A 24928-nucleotide genomic window follows, 5' to 3' on the forward strand; every position below is an offset into this window, starting at 1 on the left:
CACGGGGCACGGGGCACGGGGCACGGGGCACGGGGCACGGGAAAGGCTAAGCGCTTCGGGCTGTTGAAGGTCCAGACTTGTCTGGACGCTTCTTCCTCACCTCACCAAGAGCGTCCAGACAAGTCTGGACCCACAAAAGCGCCGACCCGGCCTCATTGTGAGCCACCTGTGTCGGGTGTCGGCCCGTCAATGCGCACGGGCCATGAGACCTGGCAGGTACGAAGCGGCATTTGGGAGGGACGCGCGCCTGCGCGGCCGCTCTTGATCTCCGCTCAGCGCAAAGCGGCGCCGCAGCGCGGCGCCCTCCACGGCCGCCGCAAGCACTGTCAGACGCCAACCGCTGGCCCGCGACTCATTGAGAAGGCCTTGGCGGATTCCCCATGCCTACCCTTGCCGCGCTGCGCCAGGACACCAACGCAAACAGCGCCGCCAGCAGGTACACGCTGCTGTAGGCCAGCACCCGGCGGTCTGCCTGCAGCAGCGAGAACATCAGTCCGCCCAAAGCCAGGGCGCCGCTGGTGCCGAGCGCCGAGCACAGCTGCATCGCCGAGGAATACCTGCCCTGCTGTTCCCTGGGCGCCAGTTTGAGGGTCAGCACGCCGAGTATGGGGAAGGACATGCCCATGCCCAGCCCGGCCAGCGACCAACCGATCAGCACGGTGATGGCCGGTATCCAGCCCAAGACGCTGAGTACGCACAGCAATATCCCGGTGCCAATCAGCAGGCTGCCGCGTGACAACCACGACAGGCGCAGGCTTTCATCGTCGATCCGCGACTGCAACTGACTACCCAGACTCCAGCACAGGGCGCCGCCGGTCAGCGCCAGGCCCGCCGCGGTGATGCTCCAGCCCGCCTGCTGATGCAGCCACAGCGGCACGAAGCCCTCGCACAGGAAGAAGGCCGCGGAATTGAGTCCACGCATGGCAATCACGGTCGGCAAGCCCCGCGCGAGGGTCAAGGTGCCGTGCGGCAACAGTCGCGCGGCCGAAATCACGGCCGCGGCGAGGGCGAGAAAAACAACTGGCACGGTCCACCCGCCGGCATAGCCGGCTGTCGCCAGCCCGACGCTGCTGATCGACGCCAGCAGGGCCCACGGCAAGGTACGCCAGGAGCGTTGCGGGCCAGGTGCAGACTGACCCGTCTCGCGCAGAGTCGGCAGGATCAGCAGCGCCACCGGCAGCAACAGCAGTGCCACGCCGAGAAACAGCCAGCGCCAGCCCCAGTATTCGACGATCCAACCGGAAATCGCCGGCCCGACGATTGCCGGCACCACCCAGGCGGTGGAGAACAGCGCAAACAGTCGCGGATGCAGCGCGGATGGCAAGGCGCGCGCGGTGGACACGTACAGCGCCACGCCCAGCGCGCCCACACCCAGACCCTGAACGATGCGGCTGGCAATCAGCGCCGCCATCGATGGAGCCAGTCCCGCCACCAGCAGACCCAGCGCAAACAGGGCGATGCCGCCGGCCATGGACCGGAATGGGCCATGGCGATCGCAATCCTGTCCGGACCAGACCATCGACACCACCGATCCAGCCAGGGTCCCACCGAAGGCCAGCGCGTACAGCGACAGTCCATCCAGGGCCGTGGCCACGGCCGGCATGCCGGCGGCAACCCCGATGGCCTCGAAGGCAATCATCGAACACAGCGCCACGGCGCCGATGCTGAGGCTGCGCCATTGCGGTGCGAACAAGGAGGTCTGCATCTTGATCTCTGCCACGGCTTCCATGTCTGGTCTCGTCAGGGCCACCGGACTAGCATGCAAGCTCAAGTTGACTTGAGGTCAAGCGATGAGGACCGTGGATCTGCTCAGTGTAGGCGAGGTGGCCCGACGCAGTGGCGTCGCGGTCTCGGCACTGCACTACTACGAAGCCCAGGGCCTCTTGTCCAGCGAACGCAGTCTCGGCAATCAACGCCGCTACCCGCGCCAGGTGTTGCGGCGCATCGCCTTCATCCGTGCCGCTCAGGTCCTCGGCATCAGCCTCGCCGAGATCGCCCAGGCGCTGCAGCAACTGCCGCAGCAGCGCACGCCGACCAAGGCCGATTGGACGCGCTTGTCCCGCCACTGGCGCGCCTCGCTTGACCAGCGCATCGCCGATCTGCAGGCCCTGCGCGATCAGTTGCAGAGCTGCATCGGCTGCGGTTGTCTGTCGTTGAAAGCCTGTCGCTTGTACAACACGAACGATCAGCTGGCGGCACAGGGCCCGGGGGCCAGGCGGCTGGGGGCGAAGCAGGCGAGCGGGTGAGGCACGGGGCACGGGGCACGGGGCACGGGGCACGGGAAAAGGCTACGGGCTTCGGGCTCTGGTAGGTCCAGACTTGTCTGGACGCTTCTTCAGCACTTTGCCAAGAGCATCCAGACAAGTCTGGACCTACAGGAGCGCGCACTCTCCCGTGACCCGTGCCCCGTACCCCCTGCCCCGGCTCCTCCGCTACCGAGCCGCTGCCCGCTCGGATTCTGTCAGTGCCACCTTGTTGCGCAGATACACCGGCATGGCTTGGCGGGCTTCGAGGCCAAGTCCGGCGCGCAGTGCCCGCGCGCCGAGACGGGCCACGGCGCTGGCCTGGGGATAGATGCTGCGCTCGATGGCATCCATCCTGTAGCCGAGCTGCTCGTCGAGCAATTTGCGGTAGGCGCGCAATCCAGGGCCCACCGCACACCAGACGTCGTCACCAGGCAGTTTCAGCTGTTCCGGCTTGCACAGGCGCTCGTCGGCAACCGCCACCGCCAGACCGGATTCGTCGACCTCAAAAAAGCCCGCATAGACCTCGCCCATGCGCGCGTCGGCCAACGCCAGGATTGGCGTCGCTGCGCCGCGATCGAAACCTTCCTGGGCGAGGGCAGCCAGCGAGGACACCGGCAGCGCCGGGATGTCGAGCCCGTAGGCAATGCCCTGGGCCGCGGCCACCGCCATGCGCACGCCGGTAAAGGCGCCGGGGCCGCAGCCGAAGGCGACCGCCTGCAGGTCGAGCTTGCTCAGGCGGGCATCGGCCATGACCGCGTCGATCATGACCAGCAGTCGATCACCGTGCCGGCGACCGCCGTCTTCCAGGCGCTCGCGGATCTCGCCGCCAGCAAACACGGCGACTGACAGCACCTCGGTGGAACATTCAATGGCGAGCAGGTTCATGGCGTGCGGTCGCTGCTGAGGTCGGACGATTCGGGTGCGGCACTGTACCAGTCGAGCCGGCGGGTCAGGTACATGGCCGTGGCCAGCAGCAGTGCAAGGCCGATGGCACCCAAGAGCAGCGACAGCTCTTCCGCCTGGATCAGCACCAGCAGAAAGCCATACAGGCCGGCCAGGACCCCGCCGCCGAGCAGGCCGCGCAACCATCCCTGCAGAACCGCGGCACTGTAGCCCCCGACCATGGCGACAACGGCGCCTGCTGCAAGCAGATAGGCGCTGACGAAGCCGATGTGTTCGGACAGCGCGAGCAGCAGCAGATAGAACACCGCCAGCGCCAGCCCCACCAAGGCATAGTGGAAGGGGTGCAGACGCACACCCACCAATACCTCGGTCAGGAACAGGGCTGCCATGGTCAGTGCCAGCACCAGAATGCCGTATTTGGCGCTGCGCTCGTTCTGCTGATAGACCCCGCCCGGCTCCACCAGTGCCACGCCCACAGACTGTTGTCCCCAGACCGACATCGCGTCGGCACTGCGAATCAGCGTGGGAATACCGGTGGAGAGATCCAGGAGGCGCCAATCGGCGCTGAAGCCCCGGGCGCCGATTTCTCGCTGTCGTGGCAAGGCACCACCCGCGAATCCCGGATGTGGCCAGTCGCCGCTCAGGGCAAACTCGAACTCGGCAGCATTGGGTACCACATTCAGTGCGCGGGCGCCGGCCAGCTCCAGTTCCAGCGACACCGGCACGCGATCCTGGCCGTCCTCTGACCAGGCAATGGGAGCGCCCAGCACCGGACGATCGAAACTGCTGCTGCCTGCCGGCACTGCGCCCAGGTTCCAGCGTTCGGCACTGGGCTTGAGCTGCACCGGTAATCCGGCCACCGTGAGCTTGCGGATTTCGCGCAGCCCGGTGAGATCGCCCGGCGCCAAGAGCAGCGACACCTGTTGCAGATTCCAGCCATCCTCGACCTCAGCCGCGGAGTCCATCTGCGAGCGATCGAATTCAGCATCAATCGACAGCTGCGCGGTATAGATCGGCAAGGCATAGATGCCGAGCTGTCGCGATTCGGCGCTGAGACTGGCGCGCACGCGGGCTTCGGCGGCTGACAACAGCAGCGAACGGCGTTCCTTGATCAGTTCGTGGTCAGCATTGCTGCGTTCGCGGCTGTATTCGAAACGCAGCAGCGGCAACAGCACGTTCTGTTCCCTGCCCCAACCGGCGGCGATACGTCCTTCGGCTTCACTGGCGAGACCGGCGCGTTCCTGGACGAGTCCGTAGATCAAGCTCAGGGGTATCAGCAACAGCAATGACAGCGCACCCAGCACAAACAGCTTGAAAGTGGTTGAACTGGCGAACAGGGATCGAGTCATGATCGGCACACCGGATGGGGTCAGGCATAGCTGAACCCAGCGCCGGGCGCACCTTCGGGCAGTCAGCGCTGTATTGATGGCAAAGGCGGGCAAGCAGCGGGCAGCCCCTGCTCCAACTGTGCATGCAAGGCGTGAAAGCGGACTTCAGCCGGGCCGGTCTCTGTTTCGACACTTGCACAGGACCAGACCGATGACTTCCCTGCTCTTTTCCACCTACGACGCCATCATTGAACGCCTGCGCGGCATGGGCGAATACGTTCCCCGGCTGGTGATGCGCCTGATCATGGGCTGGGAGTTCTTCGAGGCAGGTCTGGAGAAATTCCGCGGCGAAAACTGGTTCTCCAATATCCAGGGTGACTTCCCGTTTCCCTTCAACATGGTCCCGGCCGATTTCAGCTGGAACCTGTCCATTGTTTTCGAGATCGGCGGGGCGATCGCCTTGTGGCTGGGTCTGGGTACCCGCTTCTTCGCCTTCTCGCTGCTGTTCCTGACCTTCGTCGCCACCGCCGCCGTTCACTGGCCGAGCATGATCGGCATGTGGAGCGATCTGTTGAAGGGCTACGCGATTTCCGACATGGGTCATGGCAACTTCAAGCTGCCGCTGCTGTTCGTGGTCATGCTGATTCCGCTGGTTTTCAACGGTGCCGGCAAGCTCAGCCTGGATCACCTGATCCGCGTCTGGATTGGCCGACCCGAACCCGGGCCGACCATGGATGGTTATGCGCTGGGCCTGGGCTTGGCGATTCTCGGCTTCCCCTTCCTCATGCTGATCCCGACCATCGGCGTGAGCTTCCTGGTCATCGCCGCACTGGCCGCCATCTATGCCTGGCGCAAGGGCCGGGGGTGAGGCTGGTTGTCGGTTGTGGGTTGTCGGTAGCGCCGTCACTGTGGGAGCGGCTTCAGCCGCGATCGTCAGCCGAAAACCGGCGGAAGGCGGTCGCGGGCAGCAATCGCTCTCTCACCAAAGATGCCATAAGTCATTGATTTACGACCTAAGAAGCAGGGGCAGGGGGCAGGGGTCCAACCTCGACGCACGATCTGACCGTACCGCGACACGGGTCCCCTGCCCCTGTTTGTGCGCAAACAAGTGAACCGCCAGGGGCGACAGGGACTCACACCAAACATCCGCTAACCCACTGCCTTATCGACCTGAAAAGGAACGGGAAGGGGGGCAGGTGTCCAATCACGACGCATGACCTGACCGTGCCGCGACGTGGGTCCCCTGCCCCGTGCCCCCGCCCCCTGTTTGACGCGCAAACAAGCGCAGCGCGCGGCCCGACTCAAAGCCGGTCCACCATTCAATCTCGCCTTGAGCCTGCGGCAGACCCGCCCTACACGTTGAAGCGGAAGTGCAGCACGTCGCCTTCCTGCACGATGTAGTCCTTGCCTTCCAGCCGCAACTTGCCCTCGGCCTTGGCGCCGGCCTCACCCTTCAGACGGATGTAGTCCTCGTAGGCAATGGTTTCGGCGCGGATGAAGCCCTTTTCGAAATCGGTGTGGATCACGCCTGCGGCCTGCGGTGCGGTGAAGCCGGCCTTGATGGTCCAGGCCCGCACTTCCTTTTCGCCGGCCGTGAAATAGGTGCGCAGGCCGAGCAGCTTGTAGCCGGCGCGGATCACCCGGTTCAAACCCGGCTCCTCCAGGCCCATGTCGGCCAGGAAGGCGCTGCGATCCTCGTCGTCCAACTGTCCCAGTTCCTCTTCGATCGAGGCGCATACCGGCACCACTTCGGCGCCCTCGGTGGCGGCGCGGGCGCGCACGGCATCCAGATAGGGGTTGTTCTCGAAGCCGTCTTCCTTGACATTGGCTACGTACATCACCGGCTTCATGGTCAGCAGGAACAACTCACGCAGCAGCGCACGCTCTTCAGGGCTGAGATCGACCGAACGCGCGGGTTTGCCGGCATTGAGCGCATCGCGCACCTTGGTCAGGCCCGGCTTGCGCGCGATGGCGTCCTTGTCATTGGCCTTGGCCGCCCGCTCGGCGCGATTCAGCGCCTTCTCGACACTGTCGAGATCAGCCAGCGCCAGTTCGGTATCAATGGTCTCGATATCGGAGATGGGATCGATCTTCCCGTTGACGTGGACGATGTCCTCGTTCTCGAAACAGCGCACGACGTGAGAAATCGCGTCGACCTCACGGATGTGCGCCAGAAACTGGTTACCCAGGCCCTCACCCTGCGCCGCGCCCTTGACCAGACCGGCGATGTCGACGAACTCGATCGTGGTCGGAATGATCTTCAGCGGCTTGGCGATCTTCGACAGCGCATCCAGCCGTGGATCGGGCACCGGCACCACGCCAACATTGGGATCGATGGTGCAGAAGGGATAATTGGCCGCAGCGATGCCCGCCTTGGTCAAAGCGTTGAAAAGCGTGGACTTGCCGACGTTCGGCAAACCGACGATGCCGCATTTGATGCCCATGGTGCAGGTACTCCGCGGAAACGAGGTCCGCTTTCGGGAAAGTGAAAAGTGAAACGTAAAACGTCAATCAGAGCGTCAAACCACTGCTTTTATTGACGTTTTACGTTTTACGTTTGACCCTGCCCCCTACAGAGCTAGCCCGCATTTCTCACACTAAGTAGTGCACCGGGGTTCTCAAATCAGATAAAGTTGAGTTGCGAGAACAACTTAGCTGAGATTTGCGGAGAACCCCGATGCCGACACAGTGTAGCGCGACGAGCACGATTTTTGAGCAAGTGGATGGTCGTCAGGTGGTTGTCGGATTTGATGGCGGCGAGATCACGTCGGATGCGGGCGCACTGCTTCTGGGTCGCGTCGATGATTCGATCAAGCTCATGGATCGGCTGGCCGGGTGCTTTCAAGATGGTCGAGATCCCGAGTTGATCGAGCATTCGGTGCGGACGCTGGTGATGCAGCGTGTGGTTGGGATCGCACTGGGCTACGAGGATCTGAACGATCACGATCAGTTGCGGCACGATCCGGTGTTGGCGGTGCTGGCGGGCAAGCTCAAAGCGCAGCGCAAGGACTGTGCGCCGTTGGCGGGCAAGTCAACGCTGAATCGGTTGGAGCATGCGCCGAAGGCGACGCCGGGTGAGCGTTATCGAAAGATTGCGCATCATCCGGAGCAGATCGAGTCGTTGTTTGTGGATTTGTTTTTGGAGGCGCACGAGACGCCGCCGGAGTCGATCGTTCTGGATTTGGATGCGACCGACGACCCGCTCCATGGGGATCAGGAGGGGCGGTTCTTTCACGGCTATTACGATGGTTACTGCTACCTGCCGTTGTACGTGTTTTGCGGCAAGCATCTGCTGGCAGCGAAGCTGCGCCGGTCGAACATCGACGGCAGCGCGGGCGCGGTTGAAGAGATGGATCGGGTGGTGGGACAGATCCGCAAGCGCTGGCCCAAGGTGCGGATCACGCTTCGGGCGGACAGCGGTTTTGCACGCGAGGAGCTGATGGCGTGGTGCGAGAGCAACGCCGTTGACTACGTGTTTGGACTGGCCAAGAACGCGCGTTTGATCGAGGTGCTCGAGCCGGCTTTGGCGCGGGCTCAGGCGCGCCAGGCGCGCAGCGGAAAGGCGGAGCGGGAGTTCACGGATTTCCGTTATTCGACGCGCAAGAGTTGGAGTCGTGAGCGCCGCGTGGTGGGCAAGGCAGAACAGTTACCGGGTCTAAGCAATCCGCGCTTTGTGGTGACCTCGCTGACATCCGAGACGTGGTCAGCGCGAGCGCTGTACGAAGATCTGTATTGCGCTCGCGGGGAGATGGAGAACCGCATCAAGGAATGCCAAGGGGACCTGTTCGCGGATCGCACGTCGACGGCCACCATGCTCGGCAACCAGTTGCGTCTGTGGTTGTCGTCGTTTGCCTATGTCCTGATGGACGCGCTGCGGCGAAAAGCACTCGCCGGCACTGAATTGGCTCAGGCAACCTGCGGCACGCTGCGTTTGAAGTTGCTGAAGATCGGCGCCTGGGTCGTTCGGAGCGTTCGTCGGGTTCGTATCGCGATGGCGTCGAGTTTCCCGTACCAGGACTTGTGGAGCGCCAGCTACGCTCGTCTTGCCGACAGCGGCTGATTGAAACCAGCGATCCTGCGTCAACGGCCCCTTCCGGGGCTACGGCCGTCGGCGGCGGGCAATAAAGTCAAACAAATCAGCAAGAAAAGCCACGGCATCCCGCGCCAAAATGAGCGGAAATCGAACACCAAGCGCCGTTCTGCCGCCGGTGCGGACGAACGATCTTCAACCACCGCAAGAAACAACGTCCCGCAACCGTTGAAGCGAGGGGGTGTGAGAAATGCGGGCTAGTCTTTCGCGCCTGTCTTCGGTGTATGCAAGAGCGTCATCGCCCTCTCCATCTGCCCATCCCGCCACAGGGGCATCACCGCCAACGCGGCGTCGATGGCCTGGTGGATGGCCTGGTCATCGGCGACGCTGGGGCGGCCCAGCACCCACGGCGTGACCATGTCCTTGCGGCCGGGATGGCCGATGCCGATGCGCAATCGGTGGAACTTGCCATGTCCCAGCTGGGCCATGGTGTCACGCAATCCGTTCTGGCCGCCATGGCCACCGTCGAACTTGAGCCGGGCCACGCCCGGTGGCAGATCAAGCTCGTCGTGCACCACCAGAGCTTCGGCCGGATCGATCTTGTAGTAGTTCAGCACTGCAGACACCGCAATGCCACTGCGGTTCATGTAGGTCGTCGGCTTGACCAGCAACAGCGTGTCGCGACCACCCGCCGCCTTGCCGACTTCGGCGTTGAGCCTGGATTCCATCAACAGGCGCACACCCAAATCCTCGGCCAGCGCATCCAGAAACCAGAAACCGGCATTGTGCCGTTGACGGGCATGCTCTGCGCCGGGGTTGCCCAGGCCAAAAACCGCGCGTATCGCCATCGACGCTGAAAACCTCCGGAGACGCTCTGCTCAAAACGACATCGGCCGACCGTTGCCGGTCGGCCGATGTCTGTACATCAGTACCGCTTACTTCTTCGCTGCTGGCTTGGCCGGAGCCGCGGCTGCCTTGCCACCCGCAGCCGGCTTCTTGCCTGCCGCTGCCGGAGCCGCTTCGGCGCCTTCGGCGGCCACTTCGGCCACTTCCTCGACAGTCATGCGGGCCACAACCACGGCCAGATCATGCTCGCGACCCAGCTTCAGCGAGGGCACTTCCACGCCTTCCGGCAGCTTGATGTCGGAAATGTGGATGGTGTCACCCACATTCAGATTGGCCAGATCGATCTCCAGGTATTCCGGCAGATCCTTGGGCAAGCAGCTGATTTCCAGATCGTTGAGCTCATGCAGCACCAACGCACCACCGGTCTTGCCGGCCGGCGAGATTTCCTGGTTCAGGAAGTGCAGCGGCACGCGCAGACGCACCGGCTCGGTTTCCGACACGCGCTGGAAATCGATGTGCATCAGGTAGGGCTTGTACGGATGACGCTGCAGATCGCGCAACAGCGCCTTCTGCTTGTCGTTGCCCACATCCAGTTCCAGGATCGAGGTATAGAACCACTCGTTCTTGGCGTAGCGATAAGCGAGCAACTGGTCCAGCTGCAGCAGGCGCGGCGCTTCACCGCCGCCATAAAGAATTGCCGGCACCTTGCCCGCGCGGCGAAGGCGGCGGCTCGCACCCTTACCTTCGTCGGTGCGGAATTCCACCGGCACGTTTCTGATCTTGGCCATGTTCTGATTCCTTCATTGGTGGGTGTTCCATCCGGGTACACCCTTTGGGAGAAAGGTCGCGGCGTTCCACGCCACGCCTCACCTCAACGCAACCGTCCGCGACCAGACGGATCGAGGGGTGAGCATTGCGGACTGCGGTGTGCGGCAGATCGCAAGGCTCAAGCCTCTCAGAAGCAGTAAAACGTGAAACGTGAAACGTCAACTAGAAGCGGGCTTTGATTGACGTTTTACGTTTTACGTTTCACCGCTTCTAGTCCACATACAAGGAACTGACGCTCTCTCCCCCTGCGATGCGGCGGATGGTCTCCGCGAGCAGCTCGGCTACCGAGAGCTGGCGGATCTGCGTGCAGGCGCGGGCTTCGGGGCGCAGCGGGATGGTGTCGGTCACCACCAGCTCGTCCAGCGCCGACTTGCTGATGTTGTCGACGGCAGCACCGGACAGCACCGGATGCACGCAATAAGCCACCACCTTGTTGGCGCCGCGCTCTTTCAGTGCTGCGGCCGCGGCGCACAGGGTGCCGGCGGTGTCGACGATGTCATCGACCAGGATGCAGGTCTTGTTGGTGACGTCGCCGATCAGGTTCATGACCACCGATTCATTGGCCTTGGGGCGGCGCTTGTCGATGATGGCAAGATCGGCGTCATCGAGGCGCTTGGCCATGGCCCGGGCGCGCACCACGCCACCGACATCGGGAGCCACCACGATCAGTTCATCGCCGGCATAGTTGCGCCACATGTCGGCCAGCAGCACCGGCGAGGCGTAGACATTGTCCAGCGGGACATCGAAGAAACCCTGGATCTGATCGGCGTGCAGGTCAACAGTCAACACCCGGTCGGTACCGACCGTGCCGATGATGTCGGCAGCCACCTTCGCCGTGATCGGCACCCGTGCATTGCGCGCACGGCGATCCTGGCGGGCATAGCCGAAGTACGGCATGACGGCCGTGACCGAGGCGGCCGAGGCGCGCTTGAAGGCATCGACCATCACCAGCAATTCCATCAGGTGATCGGCGGTCGGCGGCGAGGTGGGCTGGATCAGATAGATGTGCTGGCTGCGCACGTTCTCCATGATCTCGACGGCCACTTCGCCGTCGCTGAACTGGCCAACATTGGCTTTGCCCAAGGGCACGCCCAGCTCGAAAGCGATCGAACTCGCGAGGCGCGGATGCGCATTCCCGGTGAAGATCATCAGCCCGGGATTGTTGAGGTCGGTGCGTTTAGAGCTCATAGGATGATTGGCTGGGGCGCTAGGACTCGAACCTAGGAATGCGGGAATCAAAATCCCGTGCCTTACCAGCTTGGCGACGCCCCAAGCTGTCCGCAGTCGCTCTGAGGCCGTCCTTCAACGACACCAGAGACCAACTGTGGAGCCCGCTATTTTCAAGTGCCGGGGCTGATGTTGTCAAACCAATTCGTGATCGAACTTGCGGCGCGGCCGATCCAGCCCTGTGGCAGGCCTTCCACAGCCCGGCGAGCCGAGTCCAGATCCGGCGTCTGCGCGTACACGGCGCTGCCGCTGCCGCTGAGATGAGCGCTGCCTACACGCTGGCGCAGCCAGTCCATCGCCGCCCGCACGGCGGGTTCGCGCTCGGCCAGTACCGAGAACACATTGTCACCCGGCAGCTCATCGCAGTAGTCGCGGGGATCGATGGGCGCGCAGTCGCGCCGCAGTGCCGGATCGGCGAACATCGGCCCCGTCGCCAGCGCCACGCCGGGAAAGATCACGGCATAACTGCGCGGCACGTAGGGCAAGGGCGTGAGTATCTCGCCGATCCCGGCGGCAAAAGCCGGTTGCTGGCCGATGAACACCGGCACATCCGCACCCAGTTCGGCGCCGATGCGGTTCAAGTCGGGGAGTGCCAGATTCAAACCCCACAACTGATTCAGCCCCAGCAGCACCGCCGCTGCATCGGCGCTGCCACCGCCAAGTCCGGCGCCGCTGGGCACATGCTTGCGCAAGCTGAGCGTGCAGCCCCGATCCGGTCCGGCCAGGCGCTGCAATCGGCGCGCGGCGCGAACCACCAGATCCGATTCGGGCGGCACATCCGCCAGGCCTCCCCGGCGGGCGATGATGCCGTCATCACGGTCGGCGATCTCCAGTTCATCGCACCAGTCGATCAGCTCGAAAGCCGTCTGCAGCAAATGATAGCCGTCGGCGCGGCGGCCGATGATGTGCAGAAAACGATTGAGCTTGGCTGGCGGTCGCAACGACAGCACCCGGTCCGGGCTCATTCGAAAGTCCAGCTGCGCACCGAGACCCGCACCTGATGCTCTCCTGAGCGTGCAAACAGCTTGCGCGGCAGCGGCGGGTTCTGGCTGTGATCGAATTCGACATAGCTGATGTCCCAATCGCTCTGTCGCAACCGGGCCAGCACGCCATCAGCGGTGAATTCCACGGCACTGCGCGCCCTGGGTGCGCGCATGCCCAGCACCCAGTAGCGCAGTGCGTCAGCCGGTAGATGCCAGTTGAGTTCGCGCGCCAGCAGGGATTCGGCCGTGCCTGCCACCCTGACTGCGCCGTTGGATTCGATCAGCAGCGCCTGACCCGGCCGCACTTCCAGGCGCCAGCTCTGCCCGGACACCGGTGCGATGAAGCGCAGGCTGTAGGCTGCGCCGCGCTGTTTCCACTCGAAGCGGCCACTGCCACCGTCCTTGCCGTCGCTGATGGCGATTCGACCGGCGATTTCAAAATCGGTGCGCGCACGCAGCTGGGTTTCTCGCTCGGACAGCAGTCTTTCGCCGAGCACCACGTCGGCGTCTCGGTCGGGCTTGAGCGCCTTGGGCGTACACGCCGGCAACAGGCAGACCAGCACCAGCACCCACCAATGGCGACTCAAGGCAGGAGTTCCGGCTGCAACCTGCGAACGCTCTCGATCAATACCGCACTCTCCGGCCAGCGCTCCAGCGCTTCCCGCCACAGCGCGCGCGCCTCCTCGCGCTGATCGGACATCCACAGCACTTCAGCAAGATGCGCCGCCACATCTCCATCCTGGACCAGTTCGTAGGCGCGCCTGAGGTACTTCAAGGCGTCATTCAGATTGCCGAGGCGGTACTGCACCCAGCCCATGCTGTCGACAAAAGCACCGTCGTTGGGCTGCGCGGCGATGGCCCGCTGGATGTATCCCAGCGCTTCCTGATGGCGGTCGGTGCGGTCGGCCAACGTGTAACCGAGGGCGTTCAGTGCCTGGGGATTGTCCGGATCCAGCGCCAGGATCTGACGCAGATCGGCTTCCAGGCCGGCAACATCGTCAGCGCCGATACGAAAGATCGCGCGCGCGTAGAGCAGGCGCAGGTCATGGCCGTTCTGCTTGATGGCTTCGTCGTAAACGGCGCCGGCGGCTACGCGATCTTCCTCGGCCAGCAATTCGGCCTCCAGCAGGTAGGCATCGGTGCGCTGGTCGCTGTCCTCGGTCTGGGCACGCAACTGCGCCAGCAATTTGCGGGCGCCAGGCAGATCCTGCTGGTCGCGCGCCAGCAGCACACTGCGGCGCAGTTGTGCCTCGTGCCAGGCATTGCTGCCGACCGGCTCCTGGGCATACCACTGCAGGGCCTGGTCGGGCTCTTCCTTGAGCTCGTACAGCTGCCCCAGCAGGAAGGCGCGCGATTCCAGCTGCTCGGGCTTGCTCTTCTTGAGCGCCCGCTCGATGCGTTTCAGTACCTTGCCATTGGGCTTGCTGGCGACATTGGCCAGCCGCGCGGCAAAGACGCGCTCGTCCTGGGGTTTGGCCTGACTCAGCACCCGATCGGCCTGTTCCTGACGATCAGCCTCGGCGTAGACACTGGCCAGCGCCAGACGCAGATCAAAATCGTCCGGCGCCAGATCGACCGCTCGCTCCAGCGATTTCTGCGCGCCTTTGCTGTCACCGGCGGCCAGCATGACCTGGGCGCTGCGGCGCCAGGCTTCGGCGCTCTTGGGATGTGCCTCGGTCTCGGCCGCAGCCAGTTGTTTGGCGGTACCGTAATCACCGAGATTGGCGGCCACCGCAGACCAGCTCGGGCCGTCTTCCAGGGGCCGCAGGGCGCCGGCTGTGGCCAGATGCCGCAGGCTGGACGGCGCCAGCTCGCGATTTTCGGCCGCTACCAGCACCTGGGCGATGGCGCGCTGGGCCTCGAGCGAATCGATCGCAGCCAGTTCCGCCAGCCAGCGGTCACCGGCTTCGACGTCGGCACTGGCCAGCGCCGCCCAGGCCAGCGTGCGCCGACCGCCCACACTGTCCGGCGCCAGCTCCACCCAGCGCTGGCCCACGCGCTTTGCCGCGGAATAATCCCTGGCGTACAAGGACACCGTGGACGCGCGCTCGATCAGGTCGAGCTGACCGCTCTGCATGGCAGCCTGCGCATAGGCGGCCGCCGCATGGTCGAGCTGACCGCCCTGCAGCGCGAACTCCCCTTCCAGCGCATTGCCGAGCACGTCGGCGCTGCGACTTTCGGCTGCAGACAGCGAGGCTGCGGCAAAATACAGCAGCAGACTTGCGCCCAGTCGCAACCTCGCGACGCGCGAAGCGCTAGCATTACGGGGTGGGCCGCTCTTGATCCGTTCGCGGGTGGGCAACGACAATTTCTGGGTTTGATCAGGCATTCGACATTCTATGGCCATTCTGGCGCTCGGCATCAACCACGCTACCGCACCGGTGTCGTTGCGGGAACGGGTGGCCTTTGCGCCGGAGCGCACCCCTGAGGCGCTGCATGATTTGCGCATGCTGCCGGGTGTGGGCGCCGCAGCCATCCTGAGCACCTGCAACAGAACCGAACTCTATGTAGACCATGAACCCGGGACAGAGTTGCAGGCTTTGCAATGGCTGGAGCGTTTTCATGGTTTTCGCCCGAGCGAACTGCATGCGGCATCGTACCGCTATCAGGATGTCCAGGCCGTGCGGCATGTTTTCCGAGTCGCCACCGGCCTGGATTCGCTGGTCATCGGCGAACCGCAGATCCTCGGCCAGCTGAAGCAGGCCTATCGCATCGCCCAGGACGCACGCACGCTGTCGGGGCCACTGGAGCAGTTGCTGCAGCGCAGCTTCTCGGTCGCAAAGACCGTGCGCACCGAAACCCGCCTGGGCGCCAATGCGGTGTCGGTCGCCTTTGCCGCAGTGCGCCTGGCTACCCAGGTCTTTGATGAGATGCCCAAGCGCCAGGTGGTGCTGGTAGGCGCCGGCGAGACCATTGAGCTGGTGGCTCGGCATCTGCTCGGCGCTGGCGTGCGCCGCACCACCGTGGTCAATCGCACCATCGAGCGTGCCCGCGCCCTGGCCGATCGCATCGGCGGACAGGCGGCGCGTCTGGCTGATCTCGACGCCCATCTGCAGGACTGCGACATCCTGGTCACGGCCACCCATGGCAGCGAACCGGTCATCCGTGCTGAAGCTTTGCGTCAGGCTTTTGTCGGACGCCGACGCCGCCCGTTGTTCGCGGTGGATCTGGGCGTGCCGCGCAATATCGAAGCTGCCGTGGGCGAACTGTCGGATGTCTACCTGTACACCGTCGACGATCTGCGCCAGGTGGTCGAGGAAGGCATGCGCGGACGGCGGGAAGCGGCAGCCCAGGCCGAATCGATGGTTACGCTGCACGTCGAGGAATTCATGGCCTGGTGGCGTGAGCGGGCGGCGGCGTCGACCATCGTGAGCATGCGCAAGCGGGCCGATCAGGCCCGCGCCGATGTGCTGGAACGGGCCCGCCGATATCTGCGACAGGGGGCCACCCCGGAGCAGGCGCTCGAATACCTGTCACAGGCACTGACCAATCGATTGCTGCACCGGCCCACCGTGGGCCTGCGCAGTGCTGCGGCGCTGGGCGATGAAGAATCGCTGGAATTTGCCTCGCGGCTGCTGGCACTGGAACCATTGGACGGCAACTAGGCGTATCCCCGCCGCCCCGCCTCCCTCCTGAATCAAGCTGGAAATCCCCAACACGATGAACCCACGAATTCGCCAGAAGCTGGACGAAATGAGCGAGCGACTGCAGGAAGTGCAGTTGCTGCTGGCGCAGCCGGAAACACTCTCCGACGGCAACCGTTTCCGCGAACTGGCCCAGGAGAATTCGCAGCTCGAAGAGCTGGCCCGCGATTACGCCGAGTACCGGCGTCTGGAGAGCGACCTCGCCGCCACCCAGGCCATGGCGGAATCCGAACGTGGCGAGATGCGCGAAATGGCCCAGGCCGAGGCCGCCGAACTGGAACAGCATCTCAGCGCCCTGGGCGATACGCTGGCGCTAAGCCTGGTTCCGGCCGATCCGCGCGACGAGCGCAGTCTTTTTCTGGAAATCCGGGCCGGCACCGGCGGCGACGAAGCCGCGATCTTTGCCGGCGACCTTTTCCGCATGTACAGCCGCTACGCCGAAACCCGCGGCTGGCGGGTTGAAGTGCTGAGCCAGAGTGCCGGCGAGCACGGCGGCTACAAGGAAATCATCGCCCGGGTGGAGGGCGCCGGCGCCTGGACCGAGCTCAAGTTCGAATCCGGCACGCACCGGGTACAGCGGGTGCCGGAAACCGAAGCCCAGGGCCGCATCCACACCTCGGCCTGCACTGTGGCCATCCTGCCGGAACTGGATGAAGTGGACACCACTCCCCTCAATCCGGCCGATCTCAAGGTAGACACCTTCCGCGCCTCGGGCGCCGGCGGCCAGCACGTCAACAAGACCGATTCGGCCATCCGCATCACCCATCTGCCCAGCGGCATCGTGGTCGAGTGCCAGGACGAGCGCTCGCAGCACAAGAACAGAGCACGGGCCATGAGTCTGCTCCAGGCCAAGCTGATCGACATCGAGCGCAGCAAGCAGGCGCAACAGCAGTCAGAGGACCGAAAGCTCCAGGTCGGCAGCGGCGACCGCTCACAGCGGATTCGTACGTACAATTTCCCCCAGGGACGGCTGACCGATCATCGGATCAATCTCACCCTTTACCAACTCGGCGATATCATTGCCGGCAATCTGGCGCCGGTCATCGCCCCGCTGCAGCAGGAAGATCGGGCCATGGCCCTGGATGCACTGCTCGGAAAAAACTGAAACCGATCGTCACAAGAACGAGACCGGATGCAAACTCCGGTGAACAAGAGCCTCAGCTCCAGACACTCTTTTCATCCGCCCGATTTATTGGTGTAACCTTGTTGTGGACGCGTGGAATCTGTGATCAGGTTCGCAGTGGAAGGTCAGGGGCCGCTGCTTTTGCGTCGATCGATTGAGCTGGGGGAATCAAGTGATGCTGATGAATGACGTGCAAACGCTCAGGGTGATGCCGCTGGCATTGGCTTTGGTACTCGTTCTTGGACTGGCCGCCTGCGGTGGCGATGAACCCGCACCCACGGCGAGCACCACATCCCCGGCAGGCGCCGCGCCACAACCGGCACCGACCAGTACCGAGCCAGACCCGGCGGTTGCGGCCGCCAGCACTGCGCCGCAGACCGTACCGGAATTGCTTGACGCAGCCCGCACCGCCATGCGCGAACAGCGCCTTATCCAGCCGACCAACGACAATGCCATCGAGTATTACCTGAAGGTGCTGGATGCCGAGCCGGACAACCGGCAAGCGCAGCTGGCCATTCTCGAATTGATGCCGCTGGCCCAGGGCGTTGCCGAACAGATGATCGATACCAACCGGCTGGAAGAGGCACAGCAGGCCGTCGGACTGCTCAAGCGCGCCCAGCCGACCTCGGTGGTGGTGACCAATCTCGAGCAGCGGATCGTGACCCAGCGCCGAGCCGAAGAACAACGTCGCACCGCCGAGGAAGAAGCGGCTCGATTGGCAGAGCGCCAGGCCCGCGAACAGGCCGCCGCCCAGGCGCGCGCAGCCGCCGAACCGCCGCCACCAGCCCCGAGCCGACCGGCCCAGACGCCGGCCAGCACGCCGGCCACCACCGCCGCACCGGCACCAGCACAAGCGCCACCGACCCAGGTGGCTTCAGCGGCGCCCCCGAAGCCGGTGGCGGCATCGACAGCACCGCAGAACAAGGATTTCCAGCTGGTCAAGCGGGTCAATCCCAGCTATCCGGCGCAGGCTTTGCGCAGTCGTACCGAAGGCTGGGTGGAGCTCTCGTTCACGATCACCACCACCGGTGATGTCGAGGATGTCGAAGTGGTCAATTCGAATCCGCGCCGGGTGTTTGACCGCGATGCCGCCCGGGCTCTGAGCCAGTGGAAGTTCACGCCGCGCATCGAAGGCGGCAAGGCTGTGGAAGCCAAGGCCAGGCAACGGCTGGAATTCACGCTGAACTGAGCGTTGACGAGTCAGTCCCGGGTGGGCCTACGGCTTACCCGGGCTACGAAGCTTCCCCGGGCTACCGAGTTCGGAACAGATCCCGTAGCCCAGGTAAGCGCAGCGCATCTGGGGGCTTTGCCGCCTGGGGCGAGATCAGACCCGCTTCCCGGGCGCGCCTACGGCTTACCCGGGCCAAGAAGCCAAGGGTTCAATCTGACATCGAGATTGCGATCAAGCGCGGGGTTTGCGGGCCCTGCGATCAGCGGTTATCTGCAATTTGTCGAGATCCAGCCAATCGGGGCCGTCAAGCTGTAGCTGCCGGTCGAGAATGCGCGGGAACAGACCGGCAGGAACACCGCTGTTGGAATTCCACAGGATGGCCACGCCAAAGCCCTGCTCCGGAATCACGCCAACCAACGCCCGATAACCCTGCACGGCGCCGGCATGAAACACCAGCTGATGGCCCGAGTAGTCGAACACCCGCCATCCCAGTGCATAACTGGCGGCGCGCACCCGCTCGCGGCGCCAGCGCGGGCCCAGCATCTCGCCCGGCGTATCCACCCGCGGACTCTGCACCAGCTTGAGCACGGCGGGTGGCAGTACCTCCGGGCGCTCGCCCAGCTGCGCATGCAGCCAGATGGCCAGATCGCTGATGCTGGCGTTGACGCCCGCGGCCGCCGGCAACTGATAGTAGGTCGGCTTGGGTGTCACCGAAGTCCAGCCGCCACGCGCGTACACATGCGGCCGAGCCCAGTTGGCTTGGGCCATCAGCGCATCACGGCCCACCGAGGTGTCGCGCATCTCCAACGGCACCAGCAGGCGCCGACTCAACTCCACCGGGAAAAAGCTGCCGACCGCGCCGAAAGCCGCATCCGCAGCTACATTGAAGAGCACATTCTGATAGGCATAGCAGCCACCGACGGCACAGGCCGGGCGTACGCTCGGCAAGGACTGGATCAGATCGATCAGCGGTGCATTGGCCTCCAGCTTCATGTCGAAGGTGTGATGCGGCAATCCGGTCTGGTGACTGAGCAGGCGCTCCAGCGTCAAGGCGCTGGGTGCATTGGGATCGGCCAGTTCAAGGCCCGGCACCAGATCGACCACGCTCTGGCCGATCTGCAGAAATCCGGCATCATCGAGCAGGCCGCAAAGAGTAGACGCAAAGCCCTTGGACACCGAGGCCAGCCTGAACACGGTGTGCTTGTCGACCACCTGACCAGAACCGGCATAGGTCTCACCGGCGGTGATCAGCAAATCGGGCTGACGCGGGCGGACAATCGCCACCGCCAGCGCTGGTGTGGCGCCACTGGCGTTGACCACCTCTACCCAGCTACGGACTTCGGCCTGCAGGGTGTCAGCTGGCGCGGGACGCAAGGCTGCGTCTGCGCTGGCAGCAGCCACACGATCCGCAGCCAGCATTCCGCCTGCCAGACCGAGCGCAACAAACACCACCCGAAGCATCGCGACCCCCGTGTTATTCTCGAAACAGCACCTTGGATCGTAGCGCGTTTTCCCCCGTCTGAGTGGAGGTTTCCATGCTTTCAACCGTGATTGTCCTGGTTTTGCTGGCGGGCGTCGCATTCTTCCTGATCGGGATCTACAACGGCCTGGTCACGGCCCGAAACGGCTACAAGAACGCCTTCAGCCAGATCGATGTGCAGCTGACCCGGCGTCATGACCTGATTCCCAATCTGGTCGAAATTGCCAAGGGCTACATCAAACATGAACGCGAAACCCTGGAAGCCGTCATTCAGGCGCGAAACTCGGCAGTCAGCGGTTTGCGGGCCGCCAGCGCCAATCCCGGCGATGCCGCTGCGGTGCAACAGCTGGCGAGTTCTGAAAACCAGTTGACTGGCGCCCTGGGACGCTTGTTCGCCCTGTCCGAGGCCTATCCGGACCTCAAGGCCAACACCACCATGATGCAGCTCTCCGAAGAGCTGACCAGCACCGAGAACAAGGTCGCCTTCGCGCGCCAGGCCTACAACGATGGCGTGCTCGGCTACAACAACAAGCGCGAAGTGTTTCCCAACAACCTGGTGGCAGGCATGTTCGGTTTCGGGCCGGCCAGCTTCCTGGAACTGGATGATCCGGCCAAGCGCGAAGTGCCCAAGGTGAGCTTCACCTGAGTCAACCATGAATTTCTTCGAGCACCAGGCGGCTGCCCGCGCAAAGAGCAGGCGCATGCTCTGGTTGTTCGTGCTGGCCGTGTTGGCCATCGTGGCTGCCATCAACGTGGTCGTGTTGCTGGTGTTCGGCTTCACGCTGGATCCGAACAAACCGGGGCAGCAGGACGCACTGATACCGGCGCTGGTCGCCAGCACCGTGATCACGCTCGGCGTCATCGGCCTCGGCAGTCTGTTCAAGACGCTGAGCCTGCGCTCGGGCGGCGGTGGGGTGGCGCGGGCCATGGGCGGCACGCTGGTACCGGAAGATCCGCACGATTTTCACCTCAAGCGCCTGCGCAATGTGGTCGAAGAGATGTCGATCGCCTCCGGTCTGCCAGTGCCTGAAATCTATGTGCTGGACCGCGAATCGGGTATCAACGCCTTCGCGGCGGGATTCTCGCCCACCGATGCCGCGGTAGCCGTGACCCGTGGCGCACTCGACCGGCTCAGCCGCGATGAACTGCAGGGCGTGATTGCCCACGAGTTCAGCCATATCCTCAACGGCGACATGCGCCTCAACATCCGGCTGATGGGCCTGATCTTCGGGCTGCTGGTGCTCAGCCTGACCGGCCAGAAGGTGCTGCAGCACATGCGCGTGGGCAGCTCCAAGCGCGACGGCAACGCCATCCTGCTGATCGCCCTGGCGGTCATGGTTTTCGGTTATCTGGGGGTTTTTCTCGGGCGTTTGATCAAGGCCTACATCTCACGCCAGCGCGAGTATCTGGCGGACGCTTCGGCGGTGCAGTTCACCCGGCTGTCGCACGGTCTCTCTGGCGCGCTGATGAAGATCGCAGCCTTCCAGGCCGGTTCCAAACTGACCGAACACAACGGTGAAGAGGTGGCGCACATGCTCTTCGGCGATGGAGTCGGCTACAGCCGCCTCACCGCCACGCACCCGCCACTGATCGACCGCATCAAACGCATCGACCCACGCTTTGACCCGATGTTGTTGGCCCGACTCGAAGCCGGCGAGCGCGCTTTCGAGGGCATCGACGAGGACACCGATCCACCCGCCGCCAGCGCGCTGCTGGCGGGATTCAGCGCCGCCCCGCTGCAGCCTGCGCCGGCAGTACCGGTTCTGCGCGAGCGCATGCAGGCACCGCAACCCGCCAAGGTGCTGAACGATATCGCCAACCCCGGCGTCGATCACGTCGACTATGCCGTGGCCATGCGTCAATCCCTGCCGCCGCTGCTGACCACCGCGGCGCACATGCGCGAGCGCGCCATCGACGTGGTGCTGTCACTGCTGCTGGCCCGCGAAGTCCATCCCGAAGGCAGCCTGGCCGAAATCTCCAAACGACTCGGTCCGGTGCGCGCCAAGGGCACCCAAGAACTGGTGGAAGCGGCGCGCGCCCTGCACGCGGCGCAGCGAATCCCGCTGGCACAACTGGCGATGCCCGCGCTGAAGCGCCGCCCCGCCTCCGAACTGCGGCTGCTGATGGACACCATCGACACGCTGATCCACAGCGACGGCCAGGTGGATGTCTTCGAATACGTGCTGGCCAGGCTGCTGCGCCAGCAGATGAGCGAATCGCTGGAGCCCAACCAACATCGCGGCGGCAGGCGCAAGCTGCCGGAACTGCGCCAGCAGGCGCTGTCGCTGCTGGCGGTGCTGGCGCTGCACGGTCATGAGCAAGTCGACAACGCGCGCCGGGCCTATCTGGCTGGGGCCGAGATCCTGTTTCCGGCCGCCGCCGAAAGCTACGGCGCGCCCGGCAACTGGATCGAACTGCTGGATCAGGCGCTGCCGGCATTGGACGAACTGGTGCCGGCCGGCAAGGAGACCCTGGTGCTGGCGCTGGCCACCACCGTGGGCCACGACGGCCAGATCGCGACCGCCGAAGCCGAGTTGCTTCGCCTGATCTGCACCCTGCTGCACTGCCCGCTGCCGCCGCTGCTGGGGGAGTAGGGGGGCAGGGGTGTCGGTTGTCGGTTGTCGGTTGTTGGTTGTCGGGACTCGGGACTCGGGACTCGGGACTCGGGACTCGGGACTCGGGACTCGGGACTCGGGACTCGGGACTCGGGACTCGGGACTCGGGACTCGGGACTCGGGACTCGGGACTCGGGAGAAGGCTAGATCAACTTCTCACCAAACTTGCCGCAAACATTTGAATCAAAACATTTTCCGCAAAGGACGCAAAGGCCTTGAACCACAGGCTCGCCAGTAGGAGCGCCCTTGCGGCGCGACCGGCCAGCTGCATGTCCGAGGCAGCGATCGCGCCGCAAGGGCGCTCCTACAAGAGCCCGTAGCCCGAAGCTCGCAGCCTTTCCCCTGCCCCGTCTCCCTTGCCCCGTGCCCCCTACCCGCTATTCCCCGCCGGTCTCGATCTGCTTCCAGATGCCGCTCACCAGGGCGATGCGACGGCGCTGGTCGAAGATTTCGCCAGCAGCAAAGACCAGCGATCGGGTCCGACGGAGTACCTGGGCCTCGCCGTAGATCCAGCGCTGGGCAAAGCTGGCTGCCAGAAACTGGCAATTGAGTTCCACCGTGGCCATTGGAAGTTCCTCGCCGACCTCGTCAACGATGCCGCGATGAAGCACGAATTCGCCGAAACTGCTGATCACGCCGCCCTGGACGACGCCGGCCGGGCTCAGGTGTCGCGGCTCCAGCAGCAGCGCCCTGCGCATGCCGTGGTCGAGCGCAATCTCGTAGAACGGCCCGATCAGCGTGGAAAAGCCGCGCTGCCCTGCGGCCAGTTTCAGGCGCGGCAGCGGGTTGCGCGCGTCTTCCTCCATGGCATTGCCCTTGATTCGCGCCGGTCTTGAACGCCGGCGAACATTGTATCCGTCGACATGACAAGAAAAGGCAACGACCCGCCAACTCAGGCGGCCAGGATCAGATCGCTGGCTTTCTCGGCAATCATCACCGTGGGCGCGTTGGTGTTGCCACTGATCAGTCGCGGCATGATCGACGCATCGACCACCCGTAAACCCTTGAATCCGCGCACTTTCAGTTCCGGGTCAACCACCGAGCGCTGATCCGCACCCATGCGGCAAGTACTGACCGGATGGTAGATGGTCTCAGCCTTGCGGCGGATGTAGGCCATCAGATCGGCCTCGCTGGTGGCGCTGGCGCCGGGCAGGATCTCGTCCCCGGCATAAGGCGCCAGCGGCGATTGGGCGAAGATTTCGCGGGTCATGCGCAAGCCTTCCAGCAGCACCGGCAGATCCGCCGGATCGCTCAGATAGTTGGCATGGATGCGGACGGGCGCGAAGGGATCGGCGCTGGCCAGCTCCAGATGGCCACGGCTCTCCGGGCGCAACTGACAGGCGTGCATGGTGAAGCCGTCGCCCGGCAGACGATTGCGGCCGTGATCGTCGAGCATAGCCGGCACGAAATGGAACTGGACATCGGGACGGCCATCCGCCGCATACTTCGTGGCAGCAAAGCCGCCGGTCTCGGCCACATTCGAGGTGCCGATGCCGGTGCGGGTGAAGAAATACTGCAATCCCACCAGCAGGTCACTGGCGCGGTCGTAGGTGATCCGCTGGGTGCACTTGCGCAACACGCAGATATCCAGGTGATCGGTCAGGTTGCGACCCACGTCCGGCGCATCCAGGCGCACGCCAATGCCATGCTGGCGCAGCTGATCGGCGGGGCCGATGCCGGACAACATCAGCAGTTGCGGAGAATTGACCGCGCCGCCGCTGAGCAAGACCTCCCGTCCTGCCTCGAATTTCTCGATACGGCCGCCGACCTTGGCTTCCACACCGACCGCGCGCTCGCGGTCGAACAGGATCCGGGTCACTTGAGCGTGCGTGATCACGGTGAGATTGGGACGGCGCCGGGCCTCATTCAGATAGCCGGTGGCGGTGCTGCAACGCGCGCCATTGCGCTGGGTGACCTGGTATTGGCCAAAGCCGAGCTGTTCAGGCCCATTGAAATCCGGATTGCGCGGATAACCGGCAGCGGCAGCGGCCTCCAGAAAGGCCATGCTCAGTGGATTCACATGGCGCAGATTTTCCACGGACAGATGGCCGCCGACGCCATGCAGGGCATCGGCACCGCGCTGATTGTCTTCGGAGCGGCGAAAGTAGGGCAGCACTTCGGCCCAGCTCCAGCCGCGGTTTCCTGCCGCTGCCCAGGCATCGTAGTCGGCCCGCTGGCCGCGGATGTAGCACATGGCATTGATGGAACTGGAGCCACCGAGTACCCGACCACGCGGCCAGTACATGCGGCGATTGTCCAGATGCGGTTCCGGCTCGGTCTCGTAATTCCAGTTCAGGAACTTGTAGCCCACCAGTTTGGCCAGGCCCGCCGGCATGTGGATGAAGGGGTGCCAGTCGCGACCACCGGCCTCCAGCAACAACACCCGGTGCCGGCCATCGGCGCTCAAGCGGTTTGCCAACACACAACCGGCAGAACCGGCCCCGACGATGATGTAGTCGTACATGCAAACTCCCGCCCACAGGGCCTTGCTTCAGGGGGCGCGC

21 protein-coding genes and 1 tRNA gene are annotated in these 24928 nt (G+C 64.2%); 8 read left to right on the forward strand and 14 right to left on the reverse strand.

The window, feature by feature from the left end:
* Positions 1-352 precede the first annotated feature (352 nt).
* On the reverse strand, positions 353-1729 hold the full coding sequence (locus H7A19_14015; protein MCP5475945.1) for an MFS transporter: 1377 nt from the start codon (positions 1727-1729) through the stop codon (positions 353-355).
* Positions 1730-1790: 61 nt separating this feature from the next.
* On the opposite strand from H7A19_14015, the gene soxR reads away from it, so the two are divergent.
* A complete protein-coding gene (gene soxR, locus H7A19_14020) occupies positions 1791-2246 on the forward strand; it encodes a redox-sensitive transcriptional activator SoxR (protein ID MCP5475946.1) in 456 nt (151 codons plus the stop codon).
* Positions 2247-2432: 186 nt separating this feature from the next.
* Here the strand turns inward: soxR and tsaB are convergent, their stop codons facing one another.
* Positions 2433-3131, reverse strand: coding sequence for a tRNA (adenosine(37)-N6)-threonylcarbamoyltransferase complex dimerization subunit type 1 TsaB (tsaB, locus tag H7A19_14025; protein MCP5475947.1), 699 nt, complete (start codon positions 3129-3131; stop codon positions 2433-2435).
* Positions 3128-4498 (reverse strand): inner membrane CreD family protein, encoded by a 1371-nt coding sequence (locus tag H7A19_14030; GenBank protein ID MCP5475948.1) that lies wholly within the window; start codon positions 4496-4498, stop codon positions 3128-3130. Before H7A19_14030 ends, tsaB begins: the two co-directional genes overlap by 4 nt.
* A gap of 190 nt (positions 4499-4688) precedes the next feature.
* On the opposite strand from H7A19_14030, the gene H7A19_14035 reads away from it, so the two are divergent.
* Positions 4689-5345 carry a DoxX family protein gene (locus tag H7A19_14035; protein MCP5475949.1) on the forward strand — a complete coding sequence of 219 codons (657 nt, stop codon included), beginning with the start codon at positions 4689-4691 and terminating at the stop codon, positions 5343-5345.
* 484 nt (positions 5346-5829) lie between these two features.
* Here the strand turns inward: H7A19_14035 and ychF are convergent, their stop codons facing one another.
* Positions 5830-6921, reverse strand: a complete 1092-nt coding sequence (gene ychF / locus H7A19_14040; GenBank protein MCP5475950.1) for a redox-regulated ATPase YchF — start codon at positions 6919-6921, stop codon at positions 5830-5832.
* Positions 6922-7154: 233 nt separating this feature from the next.
* Here ychF and H7A19_14045 point away from each other — a divergent pair, with 233 nt between their 5' ends.
* Positions 7155-8537 (forward strand): IS1380 family transposase, encoded by a 1383-nt coding sequence (locus tag H7A19_14045; protein MCP5475951.1) that lies wholly within the window; start codon positions 7155-7157, stop codon positions 8535-8537.
* A gap of 227 nt (positions 8538-8764) precedes the next feature.
* Here H7A19_14045 and pth read toward each other — a convergent pair whose 3' ends face one another.
* The 7 genes from pth to H7A19_14080 form a co-directional block, all read right to left on the reverse strand.
* The gene (pth, locus tag H7A19_14050) at positions 8765-9355 is read right to left on the reverse strand and encodes an aminoacyl-tRNA hydrolase (protein ID MCP5475952.1); all 591 of its coding nucleotides are present in this window, start codon (positions 9353-9355) and stop codon (positions 8765-8767) included.
* Positions 9356-9442: 87 nt separating this feature from the next.
* Positions 9443-10141: a 50S ribosomal protein L25/general stress protein Ctc gene (locus H7A19_14055; protein MCP5475953.1), complete on the reverse strand. Its 699-nt coding sequence runs from the start codon at positions 10139-10141 to the stop codon at positions 9443-9445.
* A 250-nt stretch (positions 10142-10391) separates the two neighbouring features.
* Positions 10392-11330: a ribose-phosphate diphosphokinase gene (locus H7A19_14060; GenBank protein MCP5475954.1), complete on the reverse strand. Its 939-nt coding sequence runs from the start codon at positions 11328-11330 to the stop codon at positions 10392-10394.
* A gap of 47 nt (positions 11331-11377) precedes the next feature.
* A tRNA-Gln gene (locus tag H7A19_14065) sits at positions 11378-11453 on the reverse strand.
* A gap of 68 nt (positions 11454-11521) precedes the next feature.
* The gene (ispE, locus tag H7A19_14070; protein MCP5475955.1) at positions 11522-12373 is read right to left on the reverse strand and encodes a 4-(cytidine 5'-diphospho)-2-C-methyl-D-erythritol kinase; all 852 of its coding nucleotides are present in this window, start codon (positions 12371-12373) and stop codon (positions 11522-11524) included.
* Positions 12370-12978: an outer membrane lipoprotein LolB gene (gene lolB / locus H7A19_14075; GenBank protein MCP5475956.1), complete on the reverse strand. Its 609-nt coding sequence runs from the start codon at positions 12976-12978 to the stop codon at positions 12370-12372. The genes ispE and lolB overlap by 4 nt, the downstream gene beginning before the upstream one ends.
* Positions 12975-14720, reverse strand: coding sequence for a tetratricopeptide repeat protein (locus tag H7A19_14080; protein ID MCP5475957.1), 1746 nt, complete (start codon positions 14718-14720; stop codon positions 12975-12977). Before H7A19_14080 ends, lolB begins: the two co-directional genes overlap by 4 nt.
* A 10-nt stretch (positions 14721-14730) precedes the next feature.
* Between H7A19_14080 and H7A19_14085 the strand changes: the two genes are divergently transcribed.
* The 3 genes from H7A19_14085 to H7A19_14095 all read left to right on the forward strand — a co-directional run bounded on the left by H7A19_14085 (position 14731) and on the right by H7A19_14095 (position 18347).
* The gene (locus H7A19_14085; protein ID MCP5475958.1) at positions 14731-15996 is read left to right on the forward strand and encodes a glutamyl-tRNA reductase; all 1266 of its coding nucleotides are present in this window, start codon (positions 14731-14733) and stop codon (positions 15994-15996) included.
* 55 nt (positions 15997-16051) lie between these two features.
* Entirely contained in the window at positions 16052-17140 is a 1089-nt protein-coding gene (prfA, locus tag H7A19_14090; GenBank protein MCP5475959.1) for a peptide chain release factor 1, read from the forward strand.
* Between the two features lie 193 nt (positions 17141-17333).
* On the forward strand, positions 17334-18347 hold the full coding sequence (locus H7A19_14095) for an energy transducer TonB (GenBank protein ID MCP5475960.1): 1014 nt from the start codon (positions 17334-17336) through the stop codon (positions 18345-18347).
* A gap of 213 nt (positions 18348-18560) precedes the next feature.
* Here the strand turns inward: H7A19_14095 and H7A19_14100 are convergent, their stop codons facing one another.
* Positions 18561-19790, reverse strand: a complete 1230-nt coding sequence (locus H7A19_14100; protein MCP5475961.1) for a beta-lactamase family protein — start codon at positions 19788-19790, stop codon at positions 18561-18563.
* 74 nt (positions 19791-19864) lie between these two features.
* Between H7A19_14100 and H7A19_14105 the strand changes: the two genes are divergently transcribed.
* The gene (locus H7A19_14105; GenBank protein MCP5475962.1) at positions 19865-20455 is read left to right on the forward strand and encodes a LemA family protein; all 591 of its coding nucleotides are present in this window, start codon (positions 19865-19867) and stop codon (positions 20453-20455) included.
* 7 nt (positions 20456-20462) lie between these two features.
* The gene (locus H7A19_14110; GenBank protein ID MCP5475963.1) at positions 20463-22403 is read left to right on the forward strand and encodes a M48 family metalloprotease; all 1941 of its coding nucleotides are present in this window, start codon (positions 20463-20465) and stop codon (positions 22401-22403) included.
* A gap of 398 nt (positions 22404-22801) precedes the next feature.
* On the opposite strand, the gene H7A19_14115 is transcribed toward H7A19_14110, so the two are convergent.
* Together H7A19_14115 and H7A19_14120 are read right to left on the reverse strand one after the other, a co-directional pair.
* Complete coding sequence (locus tag H7A19_14115; protein MCP5475964.1) at positions 22802-23230, reverse strand: PaaI family thioesterase; 429 nt, start codon at positions 23228-23230, stop codon at positions 22802-22804.
* Between the two features lie 86 nt (positions 23231-23316).
* The gene (locus H7A19_14120) at positions 23317-24888 is read right to left on the reverse strand and encodes a choline dehydrogenase (GenBank protein MCP5475965.1); all 1572 of its coding nucleotides are present in this window, start codon (positions 24886-24888) and stop codon (positions 23317-23319) included.
* Between the last annotated feature and the right edge of the window lie 40 nt (positions 24889-24928).

It is taken from the genome of Rhodanobacteraceae bacterium (assembly GCA_024234055.1).
Lineage (GTDB): Bacteria > Pseudomonadota > Gammaproteobacteria > Xanthomonadales > SZUA-5 > JADKFD01.

Excerpts from the sequence above, each read along its gene's own strand:
- H7A19_14100 (MCP5475961.1), bottom strand. The coding sequence starts at position 19,790 with ATGCTTCGGGTGGTGTTTGTTGCGCTCGGTCTGGCAGGCGGAATGCTG.
- H7A19_14120 (MCP5475965.1), bottom strand. The coding sequence starts at position 24,888 with ATGTACGACTACATCATCGTCGGGGCCGGTTCTGCCGGTTGTGTGTTG.
- tsaB (MCP5475947.1), bottom strand. The coding sequence starts at position 3,131 with ATGAACCTGCTCGCCATTGAATGTTCCACCGAGGTGCTGTCAGTCGCC.
- prfA (MCP5475959.1), top strand. The coding sequence starts at position 16,052 with ATGAACCCACGAATTCGCCAGAAGCTGGACGAAATGAGCGAGCGACTG.
- H7A19_14110 (MCP5475963.1), top strand. The coding sequence starts at position 20,463 with ATGAATTTCTTCGAGCACCAGGCGGCTGCCCGCGCAAAGAGCAGGCGC.
- H7A19_14115 (MCP5475964.1), bottom strand. The coding sequence starts at position 23,230 with ATGGAGGAAGACGCGCGCAACCCGCTGCCGCGCCTGAAACTGGCCGCA.
- H7A19_14035 (MCP5475949.1), top strand. The coding sequence starts at position 4,689 with ATGACTTCCCTGCTCTTTTCCACCTACGACGCCATCATTGAACGCCTG.
- soxR (MCP5475946.1), top strand. The coding sequence starts at position 1,791 with ATGAGGACCGTGGATCTGCTCAGTGTAGGCGAGGTGGCCCGACGCAGT.
- H7A19_14085 (MCP5475958.1), top strand. The coding sequence starts at position 14,731 with ATGGCCATTCTGGCGCTCGGCATCAACCACGCTACCGCACCGGTGTCG.
- H7A19_14055 (MCP5475953.1), bottom strand. The coding sequence starts at position 10,141 with ATGGCCAAGATCAGAAACGTGCCGGTGGAATTCCGCACCGACGAAGGT.
- ispE (MCP5475955.1), bottom strand. The coding sequence starts at position 12,373 with ATGAGCCCGGACCGGGTGCTGTCGTTGCGACCGCCAGCCAAGCTCAAT.
- H7A19_14105 (MCP5475962.1), top strand. The coding sequence starts at position 19,865 with ATGCTTTCAACCGTGATTGTCCTGGTTTTGCTGGCGGGCGTCGCATTC.
- H7A19_14060 (MCP5475954.1), bottom strand. The coding sequence starts at position 11,330 with ATGATCTTCACCGGGAATGCGCATCCGCGCCTCGCGAGTTCGATCGCT.
- ychF (MCP5475950.1), bottom strand. The coding sequence starts at position 6,921 with ATGGGCATCAAATGCGGCATCGTCGGTTTGCCGAACGTCGGCAAGTCC.
- H7A19_14015 (MCP5475945.1), bottom strand. The coding sequence starts at position 1,729 with ATGGAAGCCGTGGCAGAGATCAAGATGCAGACCTCCTTGTTCGCACCG.
- H7A19_14045 (MCP5475951.1), top strand. The coding sequence starts at position 7,155 with ATGCCGACACAGTGTAGCGCGACGAGCACGATTTTTGAGCAAGTGGAT.
- pth (MCP5475952.1), bottom strand. The coding sequence starts at position 9,355 with ATGGCGATACGCGCGGTTTTTGGCCTGGGCAACCCCGGCGCAGAGCAT.
- H7A19_14080 (MCP5475957.1), bottom strand. The coding sequence starts at position 14,720 with ATGCCTGATCAAACCCAGAAATTGTCGTTGCCCACCCGCGAACGGATC.
- H7A19_14095 (MCP5475960.1), top strand. The coding sequence starts at position 17,334 with ATGCTGATGAATGACGTGCAAACGCTCAGGGTGATGCCGCTGGCATTG.
- H7A19_14030 (MCP5475948.1), bottom strand. The coding sequence starts at position 4,498 with ATGACTCGATCCCTGTTCGCCAGTTCAACCACTTTCAAGCTGTTTGTG.